We start from the raw sequence: 24,471 nt of genomic DNA, 5'->3' as shown, positions 1-24,471 counted from the left end.
ACTGGCTATTTCAAGCCCGGCTTAACCGAACCAATGATGGAACATCAGCTTGATGTAGTCGACGATACGGCCAAAGAAACCGCCTTCTTTGACTTCATTCAGCACCACCAATGGGCGCTCGTCAATGGTTTTGCCATCCAGTTGGAAGTTGATTGAACCAACTACCTGATTTTTCTGCAATGGTGCATGCAGCTCTGGGCTGTTTAGCACATAGCTGGCTTTCAGATCTTTCATCCGGCCACGAGGAATAGTCAGATAAGCGTCTTTATCGACGCCGAGCGCCACACGGTCGGTATCACCGAACCAGACGGGCTCTGAGGCGAACTCTTTACCTGCTTTCAGCGGAGAGACGGTTTCGAAGAAGCGGAAGCCCCAGGTCAGCAGTTTTTTACTTTCAACTTCACGGCCTTTATAGGTATGACCGCCCATCACCGCAGAGATCAGGCGCATCTGGCCTTCGGTTGCGGAGGCCACCAGGTTGTAACCTGCTGACTCCGTGTGGCCGGTTTTGATGCCATCCACGTTCAGGCTGGAGTCCCACAACAGGCCGTTGCGGTTCATCTGACGGATGTTGTTGAAGGTAAACTCTTTCTCTTTGTAGGTCGCATACTCTTCAGGTACGTCGCGGATCAGTGCCTGACCAATCAGTGCCATATCGCGGGCAGAGCTGAACTGCCCCTCTGCGTCCAGACCGTGTACGGTACCGAAATGGGTATTCTTCAGGCCCAGTGCGTTAACGTAGTTGTTCATCAGGCCAACGAAAGCATCCTGGCTGCCGGCAACGTAATCGGCCATTGCCACGCAGGCATCGTTACCAGATTGCAAAATAATGCCGCGGTTCAGTTCAGACACCGGTACGCGATCGCCCGGTTTGAGGAACATTAGCGAAGAGCCTTTGAACACCGGATTGCCGGTTGCCCAGGCATCCTGACCTACGGTAACCATGTCGTTAGGGGTGATTTTGCCGGCTTTGATGGACTGACCAATGACATAGCTGGTCATCATTTTGGTCAGGCTGGCAGGGTCACGGCGTGCATCGGCATTCATTTCTGCCAGCACTTTACCTGAGTTATAGTCGATCAGAACGTAGGCTTCAGCATCAATTTGCGGAACACCGGGGATCATCGTCTTTAAGTTAACATCGTCGGCATAGGCGGACGCTGCGCAGAGGGTCAACGCTGTGCCAAAAGCCAGGCTTTTGACTAAAAGTGGGGTAGTTACAAGTTTCATGAGGGGACAGCAACATCCGTAGAAGTAAGTTAAAAACGTGCCACACTATAGCAGAATCGACATATTCAGACATCTGCCATAACAGTGGCTTGAAAGTGTTTACCCTTATTTACGCTTAAAAAGCGACGTACAAAAACGGGGCCGTAGCCCCGCTCAGGAAACGGTTTTTGCAATCACATCGCTGACACAACAAAAGACTGCTGTTGTGCTTCACTGGCCAGGCGCTGTTTCAACTGATCGGCTTGTTGACGCGTCAATGGCCCTAACTGCACGCGATACATCCCACCGCTGGGCTGAACTTTACCCGGCACCGAGAATTTCTGGCTCAGGCTTTTCTGCCATAACGCGGCGTTTTGCTGATTACTTAGCGCGCCAACCTGCACCATATAGCTTCCACCGGTTGTCGATGACGAGGCGGCGTGGGCCACGGGGGCAGCAACCGCCACCGGCGCGGCAACGGCAGCCATCATCGGTGCGGCAGGTTCATCTTTTTCCAGAATCCCCTGAGGAACGGCGCTCGGTGATTTCAGAAAGCCTCCGCCTGTAGAACCCGTACTGGCGGTTGGCGTCGTGTCATCACCATTGCTCAGCGTGCTGTTGTCAATCGGATGAACGTTAGCGCTGGTATCCGGTGGGGTATTTTGTACCGGCGTTCCTATGCCGCTTGCCCCTAATTCAGGGCGGCCAGGCAAGGCGTAAGACTGTTTGGCGACGGTCGTACCAATGGTGCCGGGGCCAGACAGTGTGCCGTCAGGTGCAACATTGATAAAATCGATTTTAACTTTGGTGCTGTTGGTCAGATTCAGACGATCTGCCGCAGCCTGAGAGAGGTCGATAATTTTCCCTGGGATGTACGGACCACGGTCGTTCACGCGGACCACCAGCATACGGCCTGTCGCCACGTTGGTGACACGCACATAGCTTGGGATAGGCAGTGTAGGGTGGGCTGCCGTCAGGGCGTTAGGATCAAACTCTTCACCTAGCGCCGTGGTGTTACCGCCATTTTCCTGACCGTACCATGCCGCTAAACCGGTCTGGGTAAAGTTGGACGGATCTTTGATGATTTTGTACGTTTTGCCGTTGACGGAATAATCCTGGCTGGTGCCTGGATTATAAGGTTCGTAACGCGGGTCAGCCCCACCAATTTCCACCACAGGGCCGTTATAGGCTTGTTGCGGTGCAGCTTGCTGCGGCTGTGTGTCGTCAGACGCACATCCACTTAACAGCAACCCAATGATGACAGCTCCAAGCCACTCCTTACGCATTGCTCACCTCTATAAATTTTTTGACAACATTTTTCGATGAGTATGTATCGACATGACGATACCAAACCCTGCCATTAGTACAATGAGCGCTGAGCCCCCATAGCTGACCAGTGGCAAAGGTACCCCAACCACCGGGACAATGCCACTGACCATGCCGATGTTAACAAACACATAAACGAATAAAATTAACATCAGACCTCCTGCCATAACGCGGCCAAAGGTGGTTTGTGCATGAGCGGCGATCACCAAGCCGCGCATGATAAGGCACAAGTACAATCCGAGCAGAACCAAAACGCCCACCAGCCCCAGCTCTTCTGCCAGAACGGCAAAGATAAAGTCGGTATGTCGTTCAGGCAGGAATTCGAGCTGAGACTGCGTGCCGTGCAGCCAGCCTTTGCCCGACAGTCCGCCTGAACCGATGGCGATTTTGGACTGAATTATATGGTATCCGGCCCCAAGGGGGTCGCTCTCAGGGTCGAGCAGCATCATCACGCGATCGCGCTGGTAATCGTGCATCAGGAAAAACCACAGGATCGGGATAAATGCCGCGACCAGCAGGGCGGCACAGGCGATCAACTTCCAGCTCATCCCTGACAAGAACAGCACGAACAAACCTGAAGCTGCGATCAGAATCGACGTCCCGAGATCGGGTTGCGCGGCCACCAGCAGCGTCGGAATAAAGATCAGCGCCAAGGCAATGGCCGTGTTCTTAAGCGAAGGCGGGCAGACCTCGCGGTTGATAAAGCGCGCGACCATCAGCGGAACGGCGATTTTTGCCAGTTCTGACGGCTGGAAACGCACCACGCCGAGATCAAGCCAGCGCTGAGCCCCTTTACTGATGGTACCGAAGGCATCCACCAGCACCAGCAACAGTACACAGAACAAATAGAGGTACGGGGCCCAGCTTTCGTAAACACGAGGCGGGATCTGCGCCATCACCAACATGATGATCAAGCCCATCACAATCTGGCCGATTTTGCGCTCCATCATGCCGATATCCTGGCCGCTGGCGCTCCACATCACGAAGGCACTATAGGCCAGCAGTGCCAGCACAATCAGCAGCAGGGTAATGTCGATGTGCATTCTCGACCACAGCGACCCTTTTTGTTGGCTTTCAGTCATGATTGGTTAGTCACCTTCGGTTCCCGGCGGTGGTGCATCTGCCGGTAGTTGTGTCGTGTTATCGCCCAACAAAATATGGTCGAGTATCTGGCGGGTAATGGTACCCACAGCAGGACCCGCCCCGCCATTTTCAAGAATAACGGCGACGGCTACCGTCGGGTTATTGAATGGCGCAAAGGCAGTCATCAATTTATGGTCGCGCAAATGTTCGGCTATCTTATGCGCATTATAGATTTCATTGGCTTTCAAACCGTAAACTTGTGCAGTACCGGATTTGGCAGCTGCTTTATACGGTGCGTCAGCGAAACTTTTGCGGGCCGTACCGTTTGGCCGGTTAGCCACACCGTACATACCGTCTTTGGCAATTTCCCAATAGCCTGAATGCACGTCGCCAATCTGTGTTTTTTCCTGCTGCTGGTAAGGTACCAGTTTGCCATCGACTTTGGTGCTGAGCAGCAGATGCGGTGTTTTGACTGTGCCGTCATTAATCAGCGTCGTCATGGCTTTCATGATCTGAATTGGCGTGGCGGTCCAGTAGCCCTGGCCGATACCCACCGGAATGGTGTCACCCTGATACCAGGGTTTTTTAAAGCGTTTGAATTTCCAGTCGCGGTTAGGCATGTTACCGCTGCGCTCTTCAGATAAGTCGATGCCGGAATACTGGCCGTAGCCAAATTTTTCCATCCATTCTGACAGACGGTCAATGCCCATATCGTAGGCGACCTGATAGAAGAAGGTGTCAGCGGACTCTTCCAGCGCTTTGGTCACATTCAGGCGGCCATGGCCCCAGTGTTTCCAGTCACGAAAGCGTTTTTCAGAGCCGGGGAGTTGCCACCAACCTGGGTCAAACAACGACGTGCTTCGGGTTATCACGCCTGCCGTTAAGGCGGAGACGGCGATGTAAGGTTTAACCGTCGAAGCGGGTGGGTAAACGCCTTGCGTTGCGCGGTTAATCAGGGGTTTGTTCGGGTCTTCCAGCAGGCCACCGTAATCTTTGCTTGAGATCCCATCGACGAACAGATTCGGGTCATAACTCGGGTTTGACACCAGTGCGCGGATGCTGCCGTCGCGAGGGTCAGACACCACCACCGCCGAACGGCTACCTGCCAACAACGCTTCGATATACGTTTGCAGCGGTAGATCAATGGTCAGATAGATATCTTTACCTGCCTGCGGGGCTTCCTCGTGAAGCTGGCGGATCACCCGACCACGGTTATTGACCTCGACTTCTTCGTAGCCGGTTTTACCGTGCAGGGTATCTTCGTAATAACGCTCAATACCCAGCTTGCCAATGTCGTGCGTCGCCGCGTAGTTCGCCAGTATGCCGTCTTTATCCAGACGCTCGACGTCGCGGTCGTTGATTTTCGACACATAACCAATCACGTGGGTGAGGGCGGAACCATAGGGATAATAACGACGCTGATAGCCTTTGACTTCAACGCCGGGGAAATTGAACTGGTTGACGGCAAAACGGGCGACCTGAACTTCAGTCAGGGCAGTTTTGACGGCAATAGAGGTGAAACGGCGCGAGCGTTTACGCTCTTTCTGAAAATTATCAATATCTTCCGGGGTTAAATCGACAATTGGCTTCAGCCCCTGAAGGGTCGCCTGAAGGTTATCGACCTTTTCCGGCATTAATTCGAGCTGATAAATAGTACGGTTTAGCGCCAGCGGGGTACCGTTGCGATCATAAATGATGCCACGGCTGGGCGCGATAGGCACCAGCTTGATGCGGTTGTCGTTGGAGCGGGTTTGGTAATCCTGAAAGCGGACAATCTGCAAGTTGTACAGATTGAATGCCAGGATACCGCTGAGTAGCAGAATACCAATGAACGCCACCAGTGCACGGCGCACAAAGAGGGCTGATTCAGCCGTATAGTCGCGAAAGGGGTTACGATCTATTTTCATCCCACTACTTAATTCATGTTGCTGACATTCACCAGCCGATTATTCCCGGTGGTATGGATGATTTGTGGTAATACTCCATGCGCGGTAAAGACTTTCCGCTACTAACACCCGGACGAGAGGATGTGGCAACGTCAGCGGAGAGAGCGACCAGCTCTGCTCTGCTGCGGCTTTACACGCCGGGGCCAGCCCTTCAGGCCCACCAATTAACAGGCTGACATTACGGCCATCCTGCTTCCAGCGTTCCAGCTGTTGGGCAAGCTGTGGGGTCTCCCACGGTGTCCCCGGAATATCCAGGGTCACAATACGATTACCTTTTCCGACAGCCGCCAACATCTGCTCGCCCTCTTTTTCAAGAATGCGTTTAATATCCGCGTTTTTACCGCGCTTGCCAGCCGTAACTTCGACCAGTTCGAAGGGCATATCTTTCGGAAAACGGTTTAAATAATCGTTAAATCCGGTCTGAACCCAGTCGGGCATTTTCGTTCCGACAGCGACGAGTTGCAGTTTCACCTATTAAGCCCAGAGTTTCTCAAGCTCATACAACTGGCGGCTCTCTTCCTGCATGACGTGAACAATCACTTCACCCAGATCGACAACCACCCAATCAGATTCGTTAAGGCCTTTAACGCCCATGGCATCCAATCCTAAAGCTTTAACTTCTTCAACCAGATGCCCGGCGATAGACATCACATGGCGGCTGGACGTACCGGTGCAAATAATCATGCAGTCAGTAATGCTGGATTTACCGATAACATCAATGGCAATGATGTCTTGTGCTTTCAGGTCATCGACTTTATCGATAACAAAATCTTGGAGCGCTTTACCTTGCAAAGGTTCCCCCTGGGGATGTTGAAACGGGTTAGCTTGATGAAAACCTTCTGCTGTAAGCGCGCAAACGCTGCGTGCAGAAGAGGGCTTTCAAAAAAGAGTGTATGTCGAAATACGGGATTAATGCTGAAAATGACGGGTAATCAATGAATTACATTTGTCGTCGTCACAGTCGTGCCGCAAGCCGAAATTAAGCGGCGCAGTATACCACGCGTTCGCTATACAAGGTACAGACCCTGCGAATCGATATAGTGCTCAACGGCAGCTGGCACGAGATTTGCGCAGGATTTCCCCTCATGCCGACGCTGGCGAATTTCGGTCGCCGAGATATCCAGCAACGGCGTATTCGCCTGATAAATATATCCATGTGCCCGTTGCTGCAATTTCGACGGCTCTGTTACCCGATGTCTATTATACCAGCCTTGCAATTCTGGGGTGTCGAGGCGTTCTGCATATCCCGGACGCGCCATCACTAATAAATGGCAAAAGTTCAGTAACTCTTCCCAGCGGTGCCACTTATAAAGTGAAAGTAATGAATCTTGGCCGATGATAAACGCCAGCGGGCGTTGTGCGCCATGTTCTTTACGTAACGTTTCAAGTGTTTCAATGGTATAGGACGGTTTCTGTACCGACAGTTCCCGTGAGTCTATTGTAAACAGCGGGTTACCTTCGATGGCCAACTCTACCATTTTCAGCCGTTGCAGGGCCGAAGCCTCGGGCTGAGGGCGATGTGGTGGCACATTGTTGGGCACTAAGATCACCTGTTTCAGCTCCGTCTCTTTTGCCAGTTTTTCAACCGGCCGGAGATGCCCGTAATGAATCGGATCAAAAGTGCCGCCGAACAGCGCCAGCAAAGAGATATCAGAAGGGGAGTTCAATGCCATCAATGCATTCCTGGGTCAGTGCTTACTGGTACCCCTTTCGGGCTTTCAAAAGTCGCGGGTATTAATAAAGCTTTCGGGCAGAGGTTTTCCGCACAACAACATGGAAAGGCTCTCAAGCTCAGGCCATATGGATTGACCGTAGTCCTGTTTCAGCGTGATTTCCATGTTGGTCAGTAAATGAACGGCTTGTTGCAACTGGTGCAGTGATAGCCGTTGTAGCGCCTGGGTTACCATCGCGCGGCGGTTCTGCCAGACTTTGTACTGATCAAATAAAGTTCGCAGTGGGGCGCTGTCTATTTTGCGCTTGAGGTTTAGCAGCATCAGTAACTCACGTTGCAGAGTGCGCAACAGGATCACTGGCTCGCTGTCCTCTTGCTGTAACTGTCGGAGGATATGCCAGGCGCGCTTGCTTTTACCTGCCAACAGAGCATCCAGCCAGTGGTAAGGCGTGAAGTGCGCTGCGTCGTTGACGGCTTCTTCGACCCTTAGCAGCGTCAGTTTACCATCAGGATAGAGCAATGAAAGGCGTTCCAGGGACTGCGCTAGTGCCAGCAAATTACCCTCGTAGCAGTAGCACAAGAGCTGATTAGCAGGTTCATCGAGTTCGAGTGATAACTCTTTGGCGCGTTTAGCGACCCAGCGTGGAAGCTGCGCCTGTTCGGGCGTCTGGCAACTGACAAACACACCGCGATCGCTAAGAGCCTTGAACCAACCACTGTTCTCGTGGGCCTTGGTCAGTTTAGTGCCGCGCAGAATCAGCAAAATGTCATCGTGCAGGAGCGTGGTGAGTTTAACCAGTTGTTCACCCATGGGGGCTGGTGGTCCGTTTTCAGGCAAGATCAGCAGCAGGGTTTGACGGGTGGCGAACAGGCTTAATGCCTGACAGATGCTGAAAATCGCATCCCATTCGGTGTGGGCATCAAGAGTGAAGGTGTAGTGTTCTTCAAAGGCTGCAGCCTGGGCTGCTTTACGGATGCTGTCCTGACTTTCCTGGAGCAGCAGCGGATCGTTTCCGCACAACAGATAACAGGCGCGCAGCCCTTCACGGAGCTGCGCGGCAAGTTGTTCAGGATAAAGACGAATCATTGAGCGAATGGGTTGGCCGGTTTAGGGGTAACCGTTTTGCTGTCTGACAGGCTTGTCCCGTTTTCCGCAGCCATTTCACTGGCTGAAGATTGGGTAGTAATGACGACAGGTGTGCTATCAACGGCCTCGGCTTCCAGTTTCTCTTTCTCTGCTGCACGCACAGTCAACAGTTTACGGATCAACTGTTGGGCGGCTTGCTGACGCATCTCTTGGCGAATGATGTCCTGTTCGTTATCTTTCGCCAGCGCCGTTAGCGGGTTGTCGAAGAAGGAACGGAACACTTTTACCTGCAGAGGATAGAGATCTTTGCCTGGTAGCAGTACCTGCGCGTTAACAATCAACTGCATCTGGTATTCTGCAGTTTTACCGTCCTGGAAGATTGACGCCGTAGCCTGTCCTGAGGTTTCACCCAGAATACGCAGTGACGGAATATCTTTGCGCTTCGCATCATCAACGATGGTCACACCGTTAAGACGCAATTGCGTACGGATATTACGTGTCAACGGCCCGTAAGGGTCGGAACTGTCGAGAACGATGGTTTTCATGTCGTCAGGCACATTGGTTACACCACGCAGGTGGAACCCACAGCCTGACGTGACGAGAACCGCAGCACTCAGTAACAGCATCACAATACGATGTCGCACAACTCCTCCTTGACTCAACCTACAACCAGGTTAAGCAGTTTGCCTGGAACATAGATTACTTTACGCACAGTAACTCCATCCAGATATTTAGCGACCAGGTGTTCCTGCGCTGCACGTTCGCGCACATACTCTTCAGTAGAGTCCGCCGGGACTGTAATTTTGCCGCGGACTTTACCGTTGACCTGAACGACGACCAACTTGGAATCTTCAACCATCGCCTTTTCGTCAGCTTGTGGCCATGGTGCGGTATCGACGTCGCCTTCGCCACCCAGAGTCTGCCATAAACTGAAGCAGATATGTGGAGTGAATGGATAAAGCATACGAACTACCGCCAGCAGGGCTTCCTGCAACAGGGCACGGTCTTGTTCGCTATCCTGCGGCGCGCGGCCCAGTTTGTTCATCAGTTCCATCACAGCCGCGATGGCAGTGTTGAAGGTTTGACGACGGCCAATATCATCGGTGACTTTTGCGATGGTTTTGTGCAGATCGCGACGAAGATCTTTCTGTGCTTCGCTCAGGGAAGCCACATCCAATGCAATGGTTGCGCCTTTTTCTGAATGTTCGAAGGCCAGTTTCCAGACACGTTTCAGGAAGCGGTTAGCCCCTTCAACGCCGGACTCCTGCCATTCCAGCGTCATTTCTGCCGGAGAAGCAAACATCATGAACAGACGTACGGTGTCTGCGCCGTATTTTTCCACCATGATTTGCGGGTCGATGCCGTTGTTTTTCGACTTGGACATCTTACTCATACCGGCATACACCAACTCACGACCTTGCGGGTCGCTGGCCTTGACGATACGGCCTTTCTCATCGCGCTCAACGGTGGCATCGACCGGAGAAACCCAGACGCGCTCACCGCTGTTGCCGGTGTAATAGAAGGCATCAGCCAGCACCATCCCCTGACACAACAGGCGTTTAGCCGGTTCGTCAGAATTGACCAGACCGGCATCGCGCATCAGTTTGTGGAAGAAGCGGAAATACATCAGGTGCATGATGGCGTGTTCGATACCACCAACATATTGGTCGACTGGCAGCCAGTAGTTGGCCGCAGCCGGGTCGAGCATACCTTCGTCGTATTGCGGACAGGTATAGCGCGCGTAGTACCAGGAAGACTCCATGAAGGTGTCAAAGGTATCCGTCTCACGCAGGCCTGGCATGCCGTTCACGGTGGTTTTGGCCCACTCAGGATCGGCTTTGATTGGGCTGGTAATACCGTCCATCACCACATCTTCCGGCAGAATAACCGGCAGTTGATCTTCTGGCGTTGGGATCACGGTACCATCTTCGAGCGTGATCATCGGAATCGGTGCGCCCCAGTAACGCTGACGGGAAACGCCCCAGTCGCGCAGACGGTAATTCACTTTGCGCTGGCCGACGCCCAGGCTGACCAGTTTATCGGCGATGGCATTAAAGCCTTGCTCGTAGTTCAGACCGTCGAATTCACCGGAGTTGTACAGGGTACCTTTTTCCAGCAGGGCTTCTGAGGTGACATCAGCTTCGGTGCCGTCAGCATTCAAAATCACCGGGTTAATCGGCAGGTGATATTTGGTGGCAAATTCCCAGTCGCGCTGATCGTGAGCAGGAACGGCCATGACCGCGCCGGTGCCGTATTCCATCAAAACAAAGTTAGCAACCCAAATGGGGACTTGCTTGCCAGTCAGCGGGTGGATGGCAAACAGGCCAGTAGCCATGCCTTTTTTCTCCATCGTTGCCATTTCTGCTTCGGCAACTTTGGTATTGCGGCATTCATCGATGAAATCAGCCAGCGCAGGTTGTGTGGAAGCGGCTTGCAGAGACAGCGGGTGTCCGGCAGCCACGGCAACGTAAGTCGCGCCCATGAAGGTATCAGGACGTGTGGTGTACACAGTCACTTTCTCTTCGCTGTTTTCGACGTTGAAGGTGATTTCCACACCCTCAGAACGGCCAATCCAGTTGCGCTGCATGGTTTTGACCTGCTCAGGCCAGCTCTCCAGCGTGTCCAGATCGTTGAGCAACTGGTCTGCGTAAGCGGTAATTTTGATGAACCACTGTGGAATTTCTTTGCGCTCCACTTTGGTGTCACAACGCCAGCAACAGCCGTCGATAACCTGTTCGTTCGCCAGAACGGTAAGGTCATGCGGGCACCAGTTCACAGCAGCGGTCTTCTTATAGACCATGCCTTTTTCGTACAGCTTGGTGAAGAACCACTGTTCCCAGCGATAGTAATCAGGCTGACAGGTCGCCAGTTCGCGATCCCAGTCGTAGCCGAAGCCCAGCAATTTCAGCTGGTTCTTCATGTATTCGATGTTTTCGTAAGTCCACGGCGCAGGAGCCGTGTTGTTTTTCACTGCGGCGCCTTCTGCCGGCAAACCAAATGCGTCCCAGCCGATTGGCTGAAGAACGTTTTTGCCGAGCATGCGCTGGTAGCGGGAGATCACATCGCCAATGGTGTAGTTACGCACGTGGCCCATGTGCAGGCGGCCTGACGGATAGGGCAGCATGGAGAGGCAGTAATACTTCTCTTTTCCAGGTTGCTCGGTAACTTTGAAAGTCTGCTTCTGTTGCCAGTGAAGCTGAACCTGTGTCTCTATGTCTTCTGGGCGGTATTGCTCTTGCATGGCGGCCGGTGGTCCTGTGAGTGAAAAACAGCTACGCCTGTAGCTCAAATAGTTTTAATCAAAAGATCCGCATAGCATAGCTGATAAGCGCCTGAGGCAACAACACCAAGCGCGCCGCGAGCCGGGTTTTCTGCTTCCGGGGGCGTGAATATTCTTAAAATGCGAGGCGCCTCGGGATAATGGCCGTACTGGATCAGTGATTTACGACTAAAATAGGTTGAGAAGTACGGCGGAGTTCCGTCGGTTAAATAAAGCGTTAAGTCGGTTAAATCTTGTTTTTTGAGGGGGATTTATGAACAATGTTGCGCAGTATTATCGTCAGTTAGTGACATCATTAACTGAGCGTTTGCAAAATGGTGAACGCGATATCGATACCCTGGTTCAGGATGCCCGCGCTACGCTGGAGAGGGAAGGAAAGCTGACCGACCTGCAAATTGAACAGTTAACGCATTCGGTGCGGCGCGATCTCCACGAGTTTGCCCGCCACTATACGGCCAACCATCAGGCTTCTGCGCTACCGGCAGAAGATACCCAGGATGAAAGCGTTTTTATGCGCATCATTAAGGAGAGCCTGTGGAAAGAGCTGGCTGACATGACCGACAAAACCCAGTTGGAGTGGAAAGAGGTGCTCAAGGACGTTAACCACCACGGGATTTACCACAGCGGAGAAGTGGTGGGGCTTGGGAATTTAGTTTGCGAGAAGTGCCATTTTACTCTTGCCGTCTATACGCCAGAAATCCTCTCGAAATGCCCAGAGTGCGGGCATACAGACTTTACCCGCAAAGCCTTCGAACCCTGATTAAAATTAAAGCCGCCATTAAAATGGCGGCTTTAATCATTCAAAACAATCACTGCCACACAGGCAGATCAGTGCAGGATCTTCGCCAGGAAGTCGCGGGCGCGATCGGACTCAGGGTTATTGAAGAAGTCGTCTTTATTACGGTCTTCCACAATTTTACCTTCATCCATGAAAATCACCCGGTTGGCCACTTTACGAGCGAAGCCCATTTCGTGGGTGACCACCATCATAGTCATGCCTTCGTTAGCCAACTCAACCATGACGTCCAGAACTTCGTTGATCATTTCAGGGTCAAGCGCGGATGTTGGTTCATCAAACAGCATTGCAATCGGGTCCATGCACAGTGCGCGGGCAATCGCGACACGTTGCTGCTGGCCGCCTGACAGCTGGCCGGGGAATTTATTGGCATGCGCTGATAACCCGACACGTTCGAGCAATTTCAGCCCTTTGTCTTTAGCAGCGGCTTTGTCACGCTTGAGCACTTTCACCTGAGCCAATGTCAGATTTTCAATAATAGACAGGTGGGGGAACAGTTCGAAATGCTGGAACACCATGCCGACTTTCGCCCGCAGTTGTGCCAGATTGGTTTTCTTGTTGTTGACCGGCGTACCGTTAACCAGAATTTCACCTTTTTGAATAGGCTCGAGACCGTTTACGGTTTTAATCAGCGTTGACTTACCCGACCCCGAAGGGCCGCAAACCACCACAACTTCACCTTTTTTAACTTCGGTGCTGCAATCGGTCAGCACCTGGAAGTGCCCATACCACTTAGAAACATTTTTCAGTGAAATCATGAAACGGTCCTTTTCTTCAAATAGCGCACCAGCAAGGAAGCGGAAAGGCTGATAACAAAGTAGATAAGTCCTGCAAATAGCACCATCTCAACCAGCGTGCCGTCACGGTCACCAATGTTGGAGGCGCTGCGGAAGAAGTCTGCCAGGCCGAGGACGAACACCAGCGAGGTATCCTGGAATAACACAATGGCCTGAGTCAGCAGCAGCGGCACCATGGCGCGGAACGCCTGTGGCAAAATCACCAACTGCATCGACTGCCACTGCGTCATACCCAGCGCCAGCGCGGCGGAGGATTGACCCCGCGCAATGCTAATGATCCCTGCACGAATAATTTCGGAATAATAAGCGGCTTCAAACAGCGCAAAGGCCACCATGGCGGAAATCAGACGGATGTCGGTTTTCGGTGACAGGCCCAGCACCTTTTGCAGGAAGCTTGGCACAATCAGATAAAACCACAGCAGCACCATGACCAGCGGAACAGCGCGAAACAAATTCACATACGCCGCAGCGAACCAGCTCACCGGTTTGAACGTTGATAAGCGCATCACCGCCAGCAGCGTCCCCCACAGAATACCGAATACAATAGCGATGCCGGTAATTTGCAGTGTGATCAGCATCCCCTGCCATAAATAGGGCAGGCCAGGGCCAATCGAACTCCAGTCAAAATCATGCATGATTATTTACCTCCCATGTTGCCCGGCAGGCGGACTTTACGTTCTACAAAATGCATCAGCAGCATGATCACCGCATTGATGATGACGTAGGCGACGGTAATGGCAGTAAATGATTCATACGCATGAGCAGAATAATCCAGCAATTTCCCGGCTTGCGCGGCCATGTCGACCAGACCAATGGTCGAGGCAATCGCCGAGTTTTTCACCAGGTTGACCATTTCAGAGGTCATTGGCGGCACGATCACACGGTAAGCATTCGGCAGCAGTACATAACGGTAGGTTTGCGGCAGGGTCAGGCCCATGGCAAGACCGGCATTGCGTTGCCCGCTCGGCAGTGACTGGATGGCTGCGCGCACTTGCTCGCACACGCGGGCAGCGGTGAACAGGCCAAGACAGATAACGGATGAGGAGAAGAACTGCACATTCGGTGCAAGTTCTGACTTGAACCACATGCCGATATTTTCTGGCAGCAATTCAGGTACCACCAGATACCAGATAAAAAATTGCACAATCAGCGGCACGTTACGGAACAGTTCGACGTAACAGGTACCGATGCCGGAAAGAAAACGGTTGGGAACGGTACGCAGGATCCCGAACAGTGAGCCGACGAAGAAAGCGATGATCCAGGCACAAATCGATAACGCGACAGTGACCTGGAATCCATTCCAAATCCAGCCCAGATAGGTGGTATTACCGAAGGGGGCTTGTTGCAGAAAAATGCCCCAGTTCCAATCTATTGACATAAAAACTCCATGACGCGGGTAATAAATTACCCCTCTGAGTGATGACGTAACCAACACGCGGGTGAGCTGAGGAAAAATGCGAGGTGGGGAACGACCACCCCGCATCCGGTCTTTCTGCCCTTTCGGACCATCATCACAGGCTGGTGGGCCAGCCTTGTACTTAGATACTTCTTGTATACCTGTCTGACGGGTATTTCTTACAGTGCTTTATCGTTTGGCGCTTTGAACAGGGCTTTCATGTCGTCTGACAATGCAAAGTTCATGTTCAGATCTTTCGGTGGAATCGGTTTTTTGAACCAGGTATCAAACCACTTGGTTGCTTCGCCTGAGGTCTGCGCTTTCACAATGGTGTCATCAACCAGTTTTTTGAATTCAGCATCGTCTTTACGCATCATGCAGCCGTAAGCTTCTTTTGACTGTGGCGTACCGACAATTTCCCAGCCGTCTGGTTTCTTGGCTTTGGCACGTTCGCCGGCCAGCAGGGCGTCATCCATCATAAAGGCTACTGCACGGCCCGTTTCCAGAGTACGGAACGAGTCACCGTGGTCTTTGGCGCTGATGATGCGCAGATCCAGTTTCTTCTCTTCGTTGAGCTTGTTGAGCAGTACTTCAGAGGTTGTCCCTGAGGTCACCACGACGGTTTTGCCTTTCAGGTCAGAGAAATCTTTGATGTCTGAGCCTTTTTTTACTAACAGGCGGGTACCGATCACGAAGATGGTGTCAGAGAAAGCCGCTTGTTGCTGGCGTTCCAGATTGTTCGTGGTGGAGCCACACTCGAAATCGAAGGTACCGTTTTGCAGTAAAGGAATGCGGTTTTGTGAAGTGATTGGCATCATCTTCACTTGCAGGTTAGGCATATTCAGTTTTTTCTTCACCGCATCAACGATGGCGTTGGAGTAGTCCTGAGAGTAACCCACCACTTTTTGTTCGTTGTTGTAGTAAGAAAATGGCACAGAAGATTCACGGTGACCAACGACGATCACGCCGTTATCTTTAATTTTTTTCAGGGTACCGGTCAGGTCTTCTGCATGGGCTACGCTACTTGCTGCCAGACTTGCCAGCAGTACCGATAACGCCAATTTGCGCATTTGCATGGTCCAACTCCTTTGCTGTCATTAAGGATCCAAACGGATGGATCAGGAAGCTCTTATAGGCCGTGAAGTATTCAGTCACTTACATTTACCTGCATCGAAAATAACTGAATGTGAAGATAATGAAACCATAATGTTTCTTTTTTGAGACGGCACGCGCACCAAAGCAAAGCAATAAAACCCATATGCACCACAAAGGGGAGTGTTTTTTAATCAATGTGTTCCAGGATGATGCGCATTGTCAGCAAAAATAAGTAAACAGATAACTTTCAATTAGATGTAGCAATATGCGTGCCACTCACTGATTTTTCAGTGCACTTAAACTGAGTAATGTAAGAGGGAAATCGCGACGATGCTGAGGGGACAGGGGCTTGGGCGCTGTTGATGCCGGCTGTGGTGTGGGATGTTGCATCAAAAAAGAACGGGCGCCATTAAGCGCCCGTAACAGGATATTAATCAGGATTATTGCAGGTTTCTGCGTCGGCTAAGGAGAAGCGCCAAACCTGCCATTATCACAGTGATAATCCAGGTCGGCCACCAGCCAAAGCGGGCATAAGGCGTGATCCCCTTGGTCGGGGTGACTTCCACGTTCAGAACCTGACGGGTGAATTGTGGGATCTGGGCTATCACATCACCATTAGCATCAACGGCTGCCGTCACACCATTATTCGTGCTGCGTAAAAGCGGACGGCCCAGTTCTAAAGCCCGCATCCGTGCCATCTGGAAATGTTGCCACGGCCCGATGGAGTGCCCGAACCAAGCGTCATTGGAAATCGTCAGCAAGAAGTCAGTGTCCGGGCGCAAGTTGTCCCGTACCTGCTCGCCAAAGACGATCTCATAGCAGATAGCGGTGGTCAGATTCAGGTCACTGACCCGCAGCGGCTTCTGAATATAATCACCACGGCTGAGCCCTGACATCGGTAAATCAAAGAAGGGAGCCAGCGGGCGCAGGATGGATTCCAGCGGAACAAATTCGCCGAACGGCACCAGATGATATTTATCAAAGCGGTTGCTGTCCGGGTAGCGGTATTGCTTTTCGCCACCCAGCACAATGGCGCTGTTGTAAACATGCATATATTCACTGGTGCGACGTGCGTCAATAATCCCGGTCACTAACTGCGAGCCTTTCGACCTGTAGAGATCATCCATCATGGTTAGAAACTGTTGCTGTTCAGATTCGATATCTGAAATAGCTGATTCTGGCCAGATAATCATTTTCGCCTTACCAAGATAAGGTCGGCTGAGATCCATATAGGTTTGCAGCGCGCTGACCAGTGATTTCGGGTCCCACTTCAGCGACTGCTCGATGTTGCCCTGCACCAGTGCCACATCCACCTTTTTATCTTCCTGCGGCTGATACCAGTGCACATAACGTAGTGACCAGGGTAACAGCAGCATCGCCAACGCAATCACTGCCGGCACTTTGCGGCGCTGATGCACGGCATACACCAGCAAGCCGCTGATTGACGTCAATATCAGGGTAATGCTGTCGACGCCCGCGATCGGCGCCAACCCTTTCAGCGGGCCATCTATCTGGCTATAGCCAAATTGCAACCATGGGAAACCGGTCAGCACCCAACCACGTAAGAACTCGGTGAATTGCCACAGCGCAGGGGCGGCCAGCGCCAGTTTCCACCAGGTGGTTTTTGGCCACAGGCGGCTCAGCAAACCGGCAAATACCATGGTGTAGAGCGAGAGGTAACAGGCCAGCAGCACCACTAAAAACAGGTTGATGGCTTCCGGCATACCGCCAAAGGTGGCGATACTGACATAGACCCAGTTTACGCCGCTGCCAAACAACCCGAGGCCCCAGCAAAAGCCAATCCATGCGGACTGGCCGGGGCGGCGGTCAAGCGTTAGCGCCAGTAAGCCGAACAGTGAGACCAGTGCGGCTGGCCAGTAATCGTAAGGTGAGAAGGAGAGTGTGCCACAGGCACCGAATAAGAGCGCCAGCAGGGCGCGAACCCGCTGGCGTTGATATAAAGAGGCAATTGCCATGGAGTAATTATTCTTCCAGTATCGGTTGCGGCGCTTCGTCCGGTATTTTTACGTGAACCTGAATAATACGTCGGCTGTCCGCCATCGCAACTTTGAACAGGTAACCGTCGATTTCAATGGTTTCGCCGCGAGCGGGTAAATGGCCGAACGACTGCATGACCAGTCCGCCAATTGTGTCAACTTCATCGTCACTGTAATGGGTCTGGAAGACGTTATTGAAGTCTTCGATCGGTGCCAAAGCACGGACAGTGTAGGTATGACGGCTGAGTTGGCGGATATCAAGATCTTCCGCTTCATCATATTCGTCATCGATTTCACCGACGATCAGTTCAAGAATATCTTCGATGGTGACCAGGCCGGAAACCCCGCCGAACTCATCGACGACAATAGCCATGTGGTAACGCTGTGAGCGGAACTCCTTGAGCATGCGGTCAACGCGTTTGCTTTCGGGTACCACCACGGCAGTTCTCAGCACTTTATCAATGCTGAAAGGCTCGGACGCTGTGCGCATAAACGGCAGCAGATCCTTGGCCATCAGGATGCCTTCAATATGGTCCTTATCTTCGCTGATCACCGGGAAGCGTGAGTGTGCGGATTCGATGATCACATCGAGGCACTCTTCCAGCGGCTGATTACGTTTGAGCGTGATCATTTGCGAACGTGGGATCATGATATCGCGAACACGCTGCTCGGCGATATCCATCACGCCTTCCAGCATGTCACGGGTATCGGGATCGATCAGGTCGTTCTGTTCGGAATCACGGATCAGCTCAACCAGATCGCCACGGTTTTTGGGTTCACCGTGAAACAACTGGCTAAGAATAAGGGAAAAGAAGCCCTTCTTGGGACTGGGGCTGTCACTATTTTGTGAATGGTCATCGCTCATGGCGTTTGGTTAAGTTTACTCATAGTAAGGGAAAAAATGATCAGCAAAACGGGTCACCTGCCGCACGGCAGATGAGGCGTTATGGCTAATCTCGAATGTCGTCTTTCTCGACATCTTCAATGAAAATATACGGGTCAGGGTAGCCCAGACTTTGCATAATTTCGATTTCGATAGACTCCATCTCTTCGGCTTCTTCATCGACGATGTGGTCATACCCTAGCAGATGCAGACTGCCGTGAACAACCATATGCGCCCAATGCGCCAGCAGCGCTTTCTGTTGCTCTTCGGCCTCTTTTTCAACCACCTGACGGCAGATGACCAGATCACCCAGCAGCGGCAACTCCATACCTGGAGGCGCCTCGAACGGGAAGGATAACACGTTGGTGGATTTGTCTTTACCACGATAAGTCATATTCAGTTCGTGGCTTTCGGCATCATCAACAATACGGATGGTGACTTCTGACTCTTCCTGGAATTGAGGCAGGACAACATCCAGCCATTTCTGAAAATCACTTTCAGCCGGTAAGCCGTGGCTGCTTTCACATGCAATTTGTAAATCGAGAATAACCTGACTCATTGACTAACCTGTTGGGACGACGGCTGATGGGATTCATGGCGGCGCTGCTCTGTAATGGCGTCGCGGCGTTTCTGGTCTTCTTCTTCCCAGGCTTCATAAGCAACAACGATACGAGCGACCACTGGGTGGCGAACCACGTCTTCGCTGTGGAAGAAGTTAAAGCTGAGCTCTTCAACGGAAGAGAGTACTTCGATGGCATGGCGCAGGCCGGATTTCTGATGGCGCGGCAAGTCGATTTGCGTTACGTCGCCGGTGATCACCGCTTTGGAGTTAAAACCAATGCGGGTCAGGAACATTTTCATCTGTTCAATCGAGGTATTCTGACTTTCATCCAAAATAATAAATGCGTCGTTGAGCGTGCGGCCACGCATGTAGGCCAGCGGCGCAACTTCAATGACGTTGCGTTCAATCAGCTTCTCAACTTTCTCGAAACCTAACATTTCGAACAGGGCATCATACAGCGGTCGCAGATAAGGATCGACTTTCTGGCTGAGATCACCTGGCAGGAAGCCCAGTTTCTCACCGGCTTCCACGGCAGGACGGGTCAGCAGAATGCGGCGAACCTCCTGGCGTTCCAGCGCATCGACTGCCGCAGCCACCGCCAGATAGGTTTTACCCGTACCGGCCGGGCCGATACCAAAGGTAATATCATGGTCAAAAATATTGGCAACATACTGCGCCTGATTCGGCGTGCGTGGTTTCACCATGCCGCGCTTGGTTTTTATGATCACCGACTTACCATAGTCAGGCACGCTTTCGGCGGTTTGCTCCAGTACGCGGCTCTCTTTGATGGCCAGATGAATCTTTTCTGGGTCGATGTCCTGAATTTCGCCACGTAGCGGCGCGGTGTCGACATATAAATCGCGCAGAATGTTGACGGCAGCATTCACAGGCAGAGTTTTTCCTACCAGTTTAAAAGCGTTATCACGACGGTTGATTTCGACGCCCAACCGACGCTCCAGTTGTTTGATATTGTCATCAAACGGCCCGCACAGGCTCAGCAAACGCTGATTGTCTTCGGGCTCCAGCAAAATCTCTTGTGTTACAACGTTCAAACTATTCCTGTGGGCCACGCTGGACCTGTTGATGTGTCTGACATTTTTTGCTTCACCTCATGGTAAAGCAGAGGTGCGAAGTTCACCTTACCTTGGTTAATAATACATGCCGTTGGCAAAATATGCCTTCTTAGCCGCTGGACGGGGAACACCTTAATCACAATATGCGGCCTGTCTCGAAAAATTAAACCGTGTTAAAGGCCCCATTGACGACTTTCTGAGACAAAACAGTAAAAAGAAACAGGACGCCGAAGCGCCCTGTTGATGACAAACCCATGTGAAACGCAGACGTCAGGGTTGATACATCCCTACGCCAATATCATTTTCTTTACGGGTGCGTGCGATAACTGACTCCGGCGACTCATGCAGGCGCATCGCCATTTGTTCTTCGGTACGCACCAGCACGCCGCGCAGGGAGTTGGTGTAGACATCGACAATTTCGACATCCACGAAGGTGCCAATCATAGCGGGTGTACCTTCGAAATTGACCACGCGGTTGCACTCGGTACGCCCCGTCAGCTCCATAACGCTTTTACGGGAAGTGCCTTCTACCAGAATACGCTGTACGGTGCCGAGCGTTGCGCGGCTAAATCGCACCACTTGTTGCGTGATTCGGTCCTGCAAAATCTGTAAACGCAGCTTCTTTTCCTCCAGACTGACATCGTCTGCCATGTCGGCGGCCGGGGTGCCAGGGCGGGGAGAGTAGATGAAGCTGAAGCTGACGTCATAATTGACCTCAGCGATAAGCTTCATGGTTTTTTCAAAATCTTCGTTGGTCTCGCCAGGGAAACCAATGATGAAGTCCGAACTCATGTGAATATCGGGGCGTACCGCACGTAGTTTTCGGATAATCGACTTGTATTCCAACACTGTATGTGGCCGTTTCATCATCGTCAGGATGCGGTCGGAACCACTCTGAATCGGCAGATGTAGGAAGCTCACAAGCTCTGGCGTATCTTTATAGACCTCGATGATGTCATCGGTGAACTCAACCGGGTGGCTGGTGGTAAAGCGGATACGGTCAATGCCGTCAATCGCTGCAACCAGACGTAACAGGTCGGCAAAACTGCAAATGCCGCCATCATAGGTTGCGCCCCGGTAGGCGTTAACGTTCTGGCCCAGCAGGTTGACTTCGCGAACACCCTGAGCGGCAAGCTGGGCGATTTCAAATAGGACGTCATCGCTCGGGCGGCTAACTTCTTCCCCGCGTGTATAAGGCACGACGCAGAAACTGCAATATTTGTTGCAGCCTTCCATGATGGATACAAATGCGGTCGGGCCATCGGCGCGCGGTTCTGGCAGATTGTCAAATTTCTCAATTTCTGGAAAGCTGATGTCGACGATAGGGCTTTTGGTCCCGCGTACGTGGTTGATCATTTCTGGCAGGCGGTGCAGGGTTTGCGGACCAAAGACCACGTCTACGCACGGCGCACGCTGGCGCAGCATTTCGCCTTCCTGAGAGGCGACACAGCCACCCACACCGATAATAATATTCGGGTTTTTCTTCTTAAATAGCTTCCAATGTCCGAGCAGGCTGAACACTTTTTCCTGAGCCTTTTCCCGAATAGAACAGGTGTTCAGCAACAGGATATCGGCTTCTTCAGCGATGTCAGTCAGCTGGTAACCATGCGTACTTTCGAGCAGATCGGCCATTTTGGATGAGTCATACTCATTCATCTGGCAGCCCCAGGTTTTAATGTGCAGTTTTTTAATCATCGGCTTGTCATTACTCAATGCAGGTCAGAAACGTGAAATTTGAGTCCGTTCTGCAGGGAAACATCAGGGGCAGAGCGGAGGCGACATTAAGGCAGCATAGTGTAAACCCTCACAAAGGTGGTGACCAGTAGCAGCTTAGGTCCTGATGCTTGCGCAAAAATCCGGTACACTTTGCCCCGTGAATTCCCTTATCAAGCCGGATGAAAATGAACAACTCTGATAAATCCTTTGATGCGGTCGTGGTTGGCGGCGGCATGGTGGGCGCGGCGGCGGCGCTGGGTCTGGCACAGCTTGGTTTTAGCGTTGCCCTGATTGAAAATGAAAACCCTGCCGGTTTCGATGCTTCAGCGCCGGTTGATTTGCGTATCTCGGCCATCGGCTGCGCATCGGTGCGTTTTCTGCAAAAACTGGGTGCCTGGTCTGCCGTTGAACAGATGCGTTCTACGCCCTACCGGAGGTTGGAAACCTGGGAGAATGACGGTTCCAAGGTGATTTTTGATGCAACATCGCTGGGTCTGCCTGAGCTCGGTTTTATGGTGGAAAATCGTGTTTTACAGTTGGCGCTGTGGCAACAGTTTGCTGGCTTTCCCAACCTCACCCGTTTCTGCCCGTCGAAATTGCGCCATCTGCTTTCACATGAAGATAAAAGCTGGTCATTGCAATTAACCACCGGGGAAGTCATCAACACGCAGTTGGTGATAGCGGCTGACGGTGCTAATTCACTGGTACGCCAGTTGGCGGGGATTGGTGTGGATGGCTGGCAGTACCGGCAGAACTGTATGCTGATCAACGTAGCAACCACGTCGCCCGATCAGGACACCACCTGGCAGCAGTTTTTCCCGTCGGGGCCGCGTGCGTACCTGCCACTGTCCGGCCATAATGCATCGCTGGTGTGGTACGACAGCCCGCAGCGCATCCGTTACCTGCAATCTCTGAATATGCCGCAGTTGACCGTCGAAGTGATGAAGGCTTTCCCCACACGTCTTGGCGAGGTGACGGCGCTGTCGGCTGGAGCCTTCCCACTGGTACGCCGCCACGCTCAGCGTTATGTCTTACCGGGGCTGGTGCTGGTTGGGGATGCGGCGCATACCATCAATCCGTTGGCGGGGCAGGGCGTGAATCTCGGGTACCGTGACGTTGAAGCGCTGCTGGATGTGCTGGCGAAAGCCCGTGGCCGCGAGGAAGTCTGGAGTGATGAGCGTGTGCTACTACGCTATCAGCGCCAGCGACGTCTGGATAACCTGCTGATGCAAAGTGGCATGGATCTGTTCTATGCTGCGTTTAGCAATGATTTAGCGCCGGTCAAAGTGCTCAGAAATCTGGCGCTGATGACTGCGCAAAGAGCGGGAGTATTGAAAACTAAAGCATTGAAGTATGCATTAGGGATTTGAATTAGACGGAAGGAAATAAATCCTCTCACCCGTCCCCAAAATAATTCGAGTTACAGGAAGGCGGCAAAGGAGGGAATCCCGATGAGCTTGTTCAGGTAAGTGATTATTAGGCCCATTAATGGGCCTAACCCCTTCGGGGCCGCTGCTAGCAGCGTTCAAATCTACTTACAGCAGATTTGTCGGGTGACTGAATGCAGCCAACGCATCTGCACCAAAAGTAGGCGCCTCTAGACGACTCGAAGTATGAAGGGGAGACATTCAAAAGCAAAAGGCCCGCAATACAATTGCGGGCCTTTCTAAGGTGGCTGGGGTGCCAGGATTCGAACCTGGGTATGCTGGTATCAGAAACCAGAGCCTTACCGCTTGGCGACACCCCAAAAGTACAAGGTCAATCTAAACACTCATCAGACAATAAAATGGTGGCTACGACGGGATTTGAACCTGTGACCCCATCATTATGAGTGATGTGCTCTAACCAGCTGAGCTACGTAGCCAAATTCTACTGACTTACTGCAAAACTTCAAGCACAAGTTAACTATTTTAATAATAATTTTCAAGTGCTTATCAATAAGAAGTATGGCTGGGGTACCTGGATTCGAACCAGGGTATGCTGGTATCAAAAACCAGTGCCTTACCGCTTGGCGATACCCCAACAGTACAACTACTTCAAATTGGGTTTTCTTTCGCGACATACTAATCGTATGACAAGAAAGAAAATGGCTGGGGTACCAGGATTCGAACCTGGGAATGCTGGTATCAAAAACCAGTGCCTTACCGCTTGGCGATACCCCAACTGTGCTTACCGATGCATGGAAATGGTGCGGGAGGCGAGACTTGAACTCGCACACCTTGCGGCGCTAGAACCTAAATCTAGTGCGTCTACCAATTTCGCCACTCCCGCAAAAAAGATGGTGGCTACGACGGGATTCGAACCTGTGACCCCATCATTATGAGTGATGTGCTCTAACCAACTGAGCTACGTAGCCATCTTTTTTTCGCGCTACCTTCATCGGCGTTGCGGGGCGCATTATGCGGAGTTGACCGTTTTGCGTCAACCTCTTTTTTGACGAAAAAGCCCTGAAAGCTGTCATTTGTCTGGGTTATAACCAGTGTGGTGATTAATTCAGCAAAACACATTATTTTTATTGGCTTTAGACACGAAAAAACGGGCCTGAAAAGGCCC

The 24,471-nt window shown here is 52.0% G+C and carries 21 protein-coding genes and 6 tRNA genes; 2 read left to right on the top strand and 25 right to left on the bottom strand.

What is annotated here, in order from left to right:
* Positions 1-21 precede the first annotated feature (21 nt).
* The 10 genes from dacA to leuS all read right to left on the bottom strand — a co-directional run bounded on the left by dacA (position 22) and on the right by leuS (position 11,564).
* On the bottom strand, positions 22-1,230 hold the full coding sequence (gene dacA, locus EAH77_RS04030; protein WP_140470527.1) for a D-alanyl-D-alanine carboxypeptidase DacA: 1,209 nt from the start codon (positions 1,228-1,230) through the stop codon (positions 22-24).
* Positions 1,231-1,403: 173 nt separating this feature from the next.
* On the bottom strand, positions 1,404-2,495 hold the full coding sequence (gene rlpA / locus EAH77_RS04025; protein WP_140470526.1) for an endolytic peptidoglycan transglycosylase RlpA: 1,092 nt from the start codon (positions 2,493-2,495) through the stop codon (positions 1,404-1,406).
* A gap of 9 nt (positions 2,496-2,504) precedes the next feature.
* Positions 2,505-3,617 (bottom strand): peptidoglycan glycosyltransferase MrdB, encoded by a 1,113-nt coding sequence (mrdB, locus tag EAH77_RS04020; RefSeq protein WP_140470525.1) that lies wholly within the window; start codon positions 3,615-3,617, stop codon positions 2,505-2,507.
* Positions 3,618-3,623: 6 nt separating this feature from the next.
* On the bottom strand, positions 3,624-5,525 hold the full coding sequence (mrdA, locus tag EAH77_RS04015; RefSeq protein ID WP_140470524.1) for a peptidoglycan DD-transpeptidase MrdA: 1,902 nt from the start codon (positions 5,523-5,525) through the stop codon (positions 3,624-3,626).
* Positions 5,526-5,564: 39 nt separating this feature from the next.
* On the bottom strand, positions 5,565-6,035 hold the full coding sequence (gene rlmH / locus EAH77_RS04010; protein WP_140470523.1) for a 23S rRNA (pseudouridine(1915)-N(3))-methyltransferase RlmH: 471 nt from the start codon (positions 6,033-6,035) through the stop codon (positions 5,565-5,567).
* A 3-nt stretch (positions 6,036-6,038) separates the two neighbouring features.
* Positions 6,039-6,356 carry a ribosome silencing factor gene (gene rsfS, locus EAH77_RS04005; protein WP_140470522.1) on the bottom strand — a complete coding sequence of 106 codons (318 nt, stop codon included), beginning with the start codon at positions 6,354-6,356 and terminating at the stop codon, positions 6,039-6,041.
* A 215-nt stretch (positions 6,357-6,571) separates the two neighbouring features.
* Complete coding sequence (gene nadD, locus EAH77_RS04000; RefSeq protein WP_140470521.1) at positions 6,572-7,237, bottom strand: nicotinate-nucleotide adenylyltransferase; 666 nt, start codon at positions 7,235-7,237, stop codon at positions 6,572-6,574.
* A 45-nt stretch (positions 7,238-7,282) separates the two neighbouring features.
* Entirely contained in the window at positions 7,283-8,323 is a 1,041-nt protein-coding gene (holA, locus tag EAH77_RS03995) for a DNA polymerase III subunit delta (RefSeq protein WP_140470520.1), read from the bottom strand.
* Complete coding sequence (gene lptE, locus EAH77_RS03990; protein ID WP_140470519.1) at positions 8,320-8,967, bottom strand: LPS assembly lipoprotein LptE; 648 nt, start codon at positions 8,965-8,967, stop codon at positions 8,320-8,322. Before lptE ends, holA begins: the two co-directional genes overlap by 4 nt.
* 14 nt (positions 8,968-8,981) lie before the next feature.
* Positions 8,982-11,564: a leucine--tRNA ligase gene (leuS, locus tag EAH77_RS03985; protein ID WP_140470518.1), complete on the bottom strand. Its 2,583-nt coding sequence runs from the start codon at positions 11,562-11,564 to the stop codon at positions 8,982-8,984.
* A gap of 292 nt (positions 11,565-11,856) precedes the next feature.
* Between leuS and EAH77_RS03980 the strand changes: the two genes are divergently transcribed.
* Positions 11,857-12,363, top strand: a complete 507-nt coding sequence (locus EAH77_RS03980) for a zinc ribbon-containing protein (RefSeq protein WP_140470517.1) — start codon at positions 11,857-11,859, stop codon at positions 12,361-12,363.
* A gap of 68 nt (positions 12,364-12,431) precedes the next feature.
* Here EAH77_RS03980 and EAH77_RS03975 read toward each other — a convergent pair whose 3' ends face one another.
* The 9 genes from EAH77_RS03975 to miaB form a co-directional block, all read right to left on the bottom strand.
* Positions 12,432-13,157, bottom strand: coding sequence for an amino acid ABC transporter ATP-binding protein (locus EAH77_RS03975; RefSeq protein ID WP_140470516.1), 726 nt, complete (start codon positions 13,155-13,157; stop codon positions 12,432-12,434).
* Positions 13,154-13,831: a glutamate/aspartate ABC transporter permease GltK gene (gltK, locus tag EAH77_RS03970; RefSeq protein ID WP_140470515.1), complete on the bottom strand. Its 678-nt coding sequence runs from the start codon at positions 13,829-13,831 to the stop codon at positions 13,154-13,156. Before gltK ends, EAH77_RS03975 begins: the two co-directional genes overlap by 4 nt.
* Before the next feature lie 2 nt (positions 13,832-13,833).
* Complete coding sequence (locus EAH77_RS03965) at positions 13,834-14,574, bottom strand: amino acid ABC transporter permease (RefSeq protein ID WP_140470514.1); 741 nt, start codon at positions 14,572-14,574, stop codon at positions 13,834-13,836.
* A 197-nt stretch (positions 14,575-14,771) separates the two neighbouring features.
* On the bottom strand, positions 14,772-15,668 hold the full coding sequence (locus tag EAH77_RS03960; protein ID WP_140470513.1) for a glutamate/aspartate ABC transporter substrate-binding protein: 897 nt from the start codon (positions 15,666-15,668) through the stop codon (positions 14,772-14,774).
* A 459-nt stretch (positions 15,669-16,127) separates the two neighbouring features.
* The gene (gene lnt / locus EAH77_RS03955) at positions 16,128-17,663 is read right to left on the bottom strand and encodes an apolipoprotein N-acyltransferase (RefSeq protein WP_140470512.1); all 1,536 of its coding nucleotides are present in this window, start codon (positions 17,661-17,663) and stop codon (positions 16,128-16,130) included.
* A 7-nt stretch (positions 17,664-17,670) separates the two neighbouring features.
* Positions 17,671-18,549, bottom strand: coding sequence for a CNNM family magnesium/cobalt transport protein CorC (gene corC, locus EAH77_RS03950; protein ID WP_140470511.1), 879 nt, complete (start codon positions 18,547-18,549; stop codon positions 17,671-17,673).
* 85 nt (positions 18,550-18,634) lie between these two features.
* Entirely contained in the window at positions 18,635-19,126 is a 492-nt protein-coding gene (gene ybeY / locus EAH77_RS03945; RefSeq protein WP_140470510.1) for an rRNA maturation RNase YbeY, read from the bottom strand.
* Complete coding sequence (locus tag EAH77_RS03940) at positions 19,123-20,199, bottom strand: PhoH family protein (protein ID WP_194150475.1); 1,077 nt, start codon at positions 20,197-20,199, stop codon at positions 19,123-19,125. Before EAH77_RS03940 ends, ybeY begins: the two co-directional genes overlap by 4 nt.
* Positions 20,200-20,472: 273 nt before the next feature.
* The gene (gene miaB / locus EAH77_RS03935; RefSeq protein WP_140470508.1) at positions 20,473-21,897 is read right to left on the bottom strand and encodes a tRNA (N6-isopentenyl adenosine(37)-C2)-methylthiotransferase MiaB; all 1,425 of its coding nucleotides are present in this window, start codon (positions 21,895-21,897) and stop codon (positions 20,473-20,475) included.
* 206 nt (positions 21,898-22,103) lie between these two features.
* Here miaB and ubiF point away from each other — a divergent pair, with 206 nt between their 5' ends.
* A complete protein-coding gene (ubiF, locus tag EAH77_RS03930) occupies positions 22,104-23,288 on the top strand; it encodes a 3-demethoxyubiquinol 3-hydroxylase (RefSeq protein WP_140470507.1) in 1,185 nt (394 codons plus the stop codon).
* Positions 23,289-23,590: 302 nt separating this feature from the next.
* Here ubiF and EAH77_RS03925 read toward each other — a convergent pair.
* From EAH77_RS03925 to EAH77_RS03900, 6 genes are all read right to left on the bottom strand, one after another.
* Positions 23,591-23,665, bottom strand: a tRNA-Gln gene (locus EAH77_RS03925).
* Between the two features lie 40 nt (positions 23,666-23,705).
* Positions 23,706-23,782, bottom strand: a tRNA-Met gene (locus EAH77_RS03920).
* Positions 23,783-23,865: 83 nt separating this feature from the next.
* A tRNA-Gln gene (locus EAH77_RS03915) sits at positions 23,866-23,940 on the bottom strand.
* A 65-nt stretch (positions 23,941-24,005) separates the two neighbouring features.
* Positions 24,006-24,080, bottom strand: a tRNA-Gln gene (locus EAH77_RS03910).
* Between the two features lie 24 nt (positions 24,081-24,104).
* A tRNA-Leu gene (locus EAH77_RS03905) sits at positions 24,105-24,189 on the bottom strand.
* 8 nt (positions 24,190-24,197) lie between these two features.
* Positions 24,198-24,274 (bottom strand) — tRNA-Met (locus tag EAH77_RS03900).
* Between the last annotated feature and the right edge of the window lie 197 nt (positions 24,275-24,471).

The sequence above is a fragment of the Ewingella americana genome, from assembly GCF_006438725.1.
Classification (GTDB): domain Bacteria; phylum Pseudomonadota; class Gammaproteobacteria; order Enterobacterales; family Enterobacteriaceae; genus Ewingella; species Ewingella americana_A.
Note: the sequence above shows the minus strand (reverse complement) of the source record. Positions and strands in the feature narration are given on the sequence as shown.

Coding starts and splice junctions, on each gene's coding strand:
- dacA (WP_140470527.1), bottom strand. CDS start 1,230: ATGAAACTTGTAACTACCCCACTTTTAGTCAAAAGCCTGGCTTTTGGC.
- rlpA (WP_140470526.1), bottom strand. CDS start 2,495: ATGCGTAAGGAGTGGCTTGGAGCTGTCATCATTGGGTTGCTGTTAAGT.
- mrdB (WP_140470525.1), bottom strand. CDS start 3,617: ATGACTGAAAGCCAACAAAAAGGGTCGCTGTGGTCGAGAATGCACATC.
- mrdA (WP_140470524.1), bottom strand. CDS start 5,525: ATGAAAATAGATCGTAACCCCTTTCGCGACTATACGGCTGAATCAGCC.
- nadD (WP_140470521.1), bottom strand. CDS start 7,237: ATGGCATTGAACTCCCCTTCTGATATCTCTTTGCTGGCGCTGTTCGGC.
- holA (WP_140470520.1), bottom strand. CDS start 8,323: ATGATTCGTCTTTATCCTGAACAACTTGCCGCGCAGCTCCGTGAAGGG.
- leuS (WP_140470518.1), bottom strand. CDS start 11,564: ATGCAAGAGCAATACCGCCCAGAAGACATAGAGACACAGGTTCAGCTT.
- EAH77_RS03980 (WP_140470517.1), top strand. CDS start 11,857: ATGAACAATGTTGCGCAGTATTATCGTCAGTTAGTGACATCATTAACT.
- EAH77_RS03975 (WP_140470516.1), bottom strand. CDS start 13,157: ATGATTTCACTGAAAAATGTTTCTAAGTGGTATGGGCACTTCCAGGTG.
- gltK (WP_140470515.1), bottom strand. CDS start 13,831: ATGCATGATTTTGACTGGAGTTCGATTGGCCCTGGCCTGCCCTATTTA.
- EAH77_RS03965 (WP_140470514.1), bottom strand. CDS start 14,574: ATGTCAATAGATTGGAACTGGGGCATTTTTCTGCAACAAGCCCCCTTC.
- EAH77_RS03960 (WP_140470513.1), bottom strand. CDS start 15,668: ATGCAAATGCGCAAATTGGCGTTATCGGTACTGCTGGCAAGTCTGGCA.
- lnt (WP_140470512.1), bottom strand. CDS start 17,663: ATGGCAATTGCCTCTTTATATCAACGCCAGCGGGTTCGCGCCCTGCTG.
- corC (WP_140470511.1), bottom strand. CDS start 18,549: ATGAGCGATGACCATTCACAAAATAGTGACAGCCCCAGTCCCAAGAAG.
- ybeY (WP_140470510.1), bottom strand. CDS start 19,126: ATGAGTCAGGTTATTCTCGATTTACAAATTGCATGTGAAAGCAGCCAC.
- miaB (WP_140470508.1), bottom strand. CDS start 21,897: ATGATTAAAAAACTGCACATTAAAACCTGGGGCTGCCAGATGAATGAG.
- ubiF (WP_140470507.1), top strand. CDS start 22,104: ATGAACAACTCTGATAAATCCTTTGATGCGGTCGTGGTTGGCGGCGGC.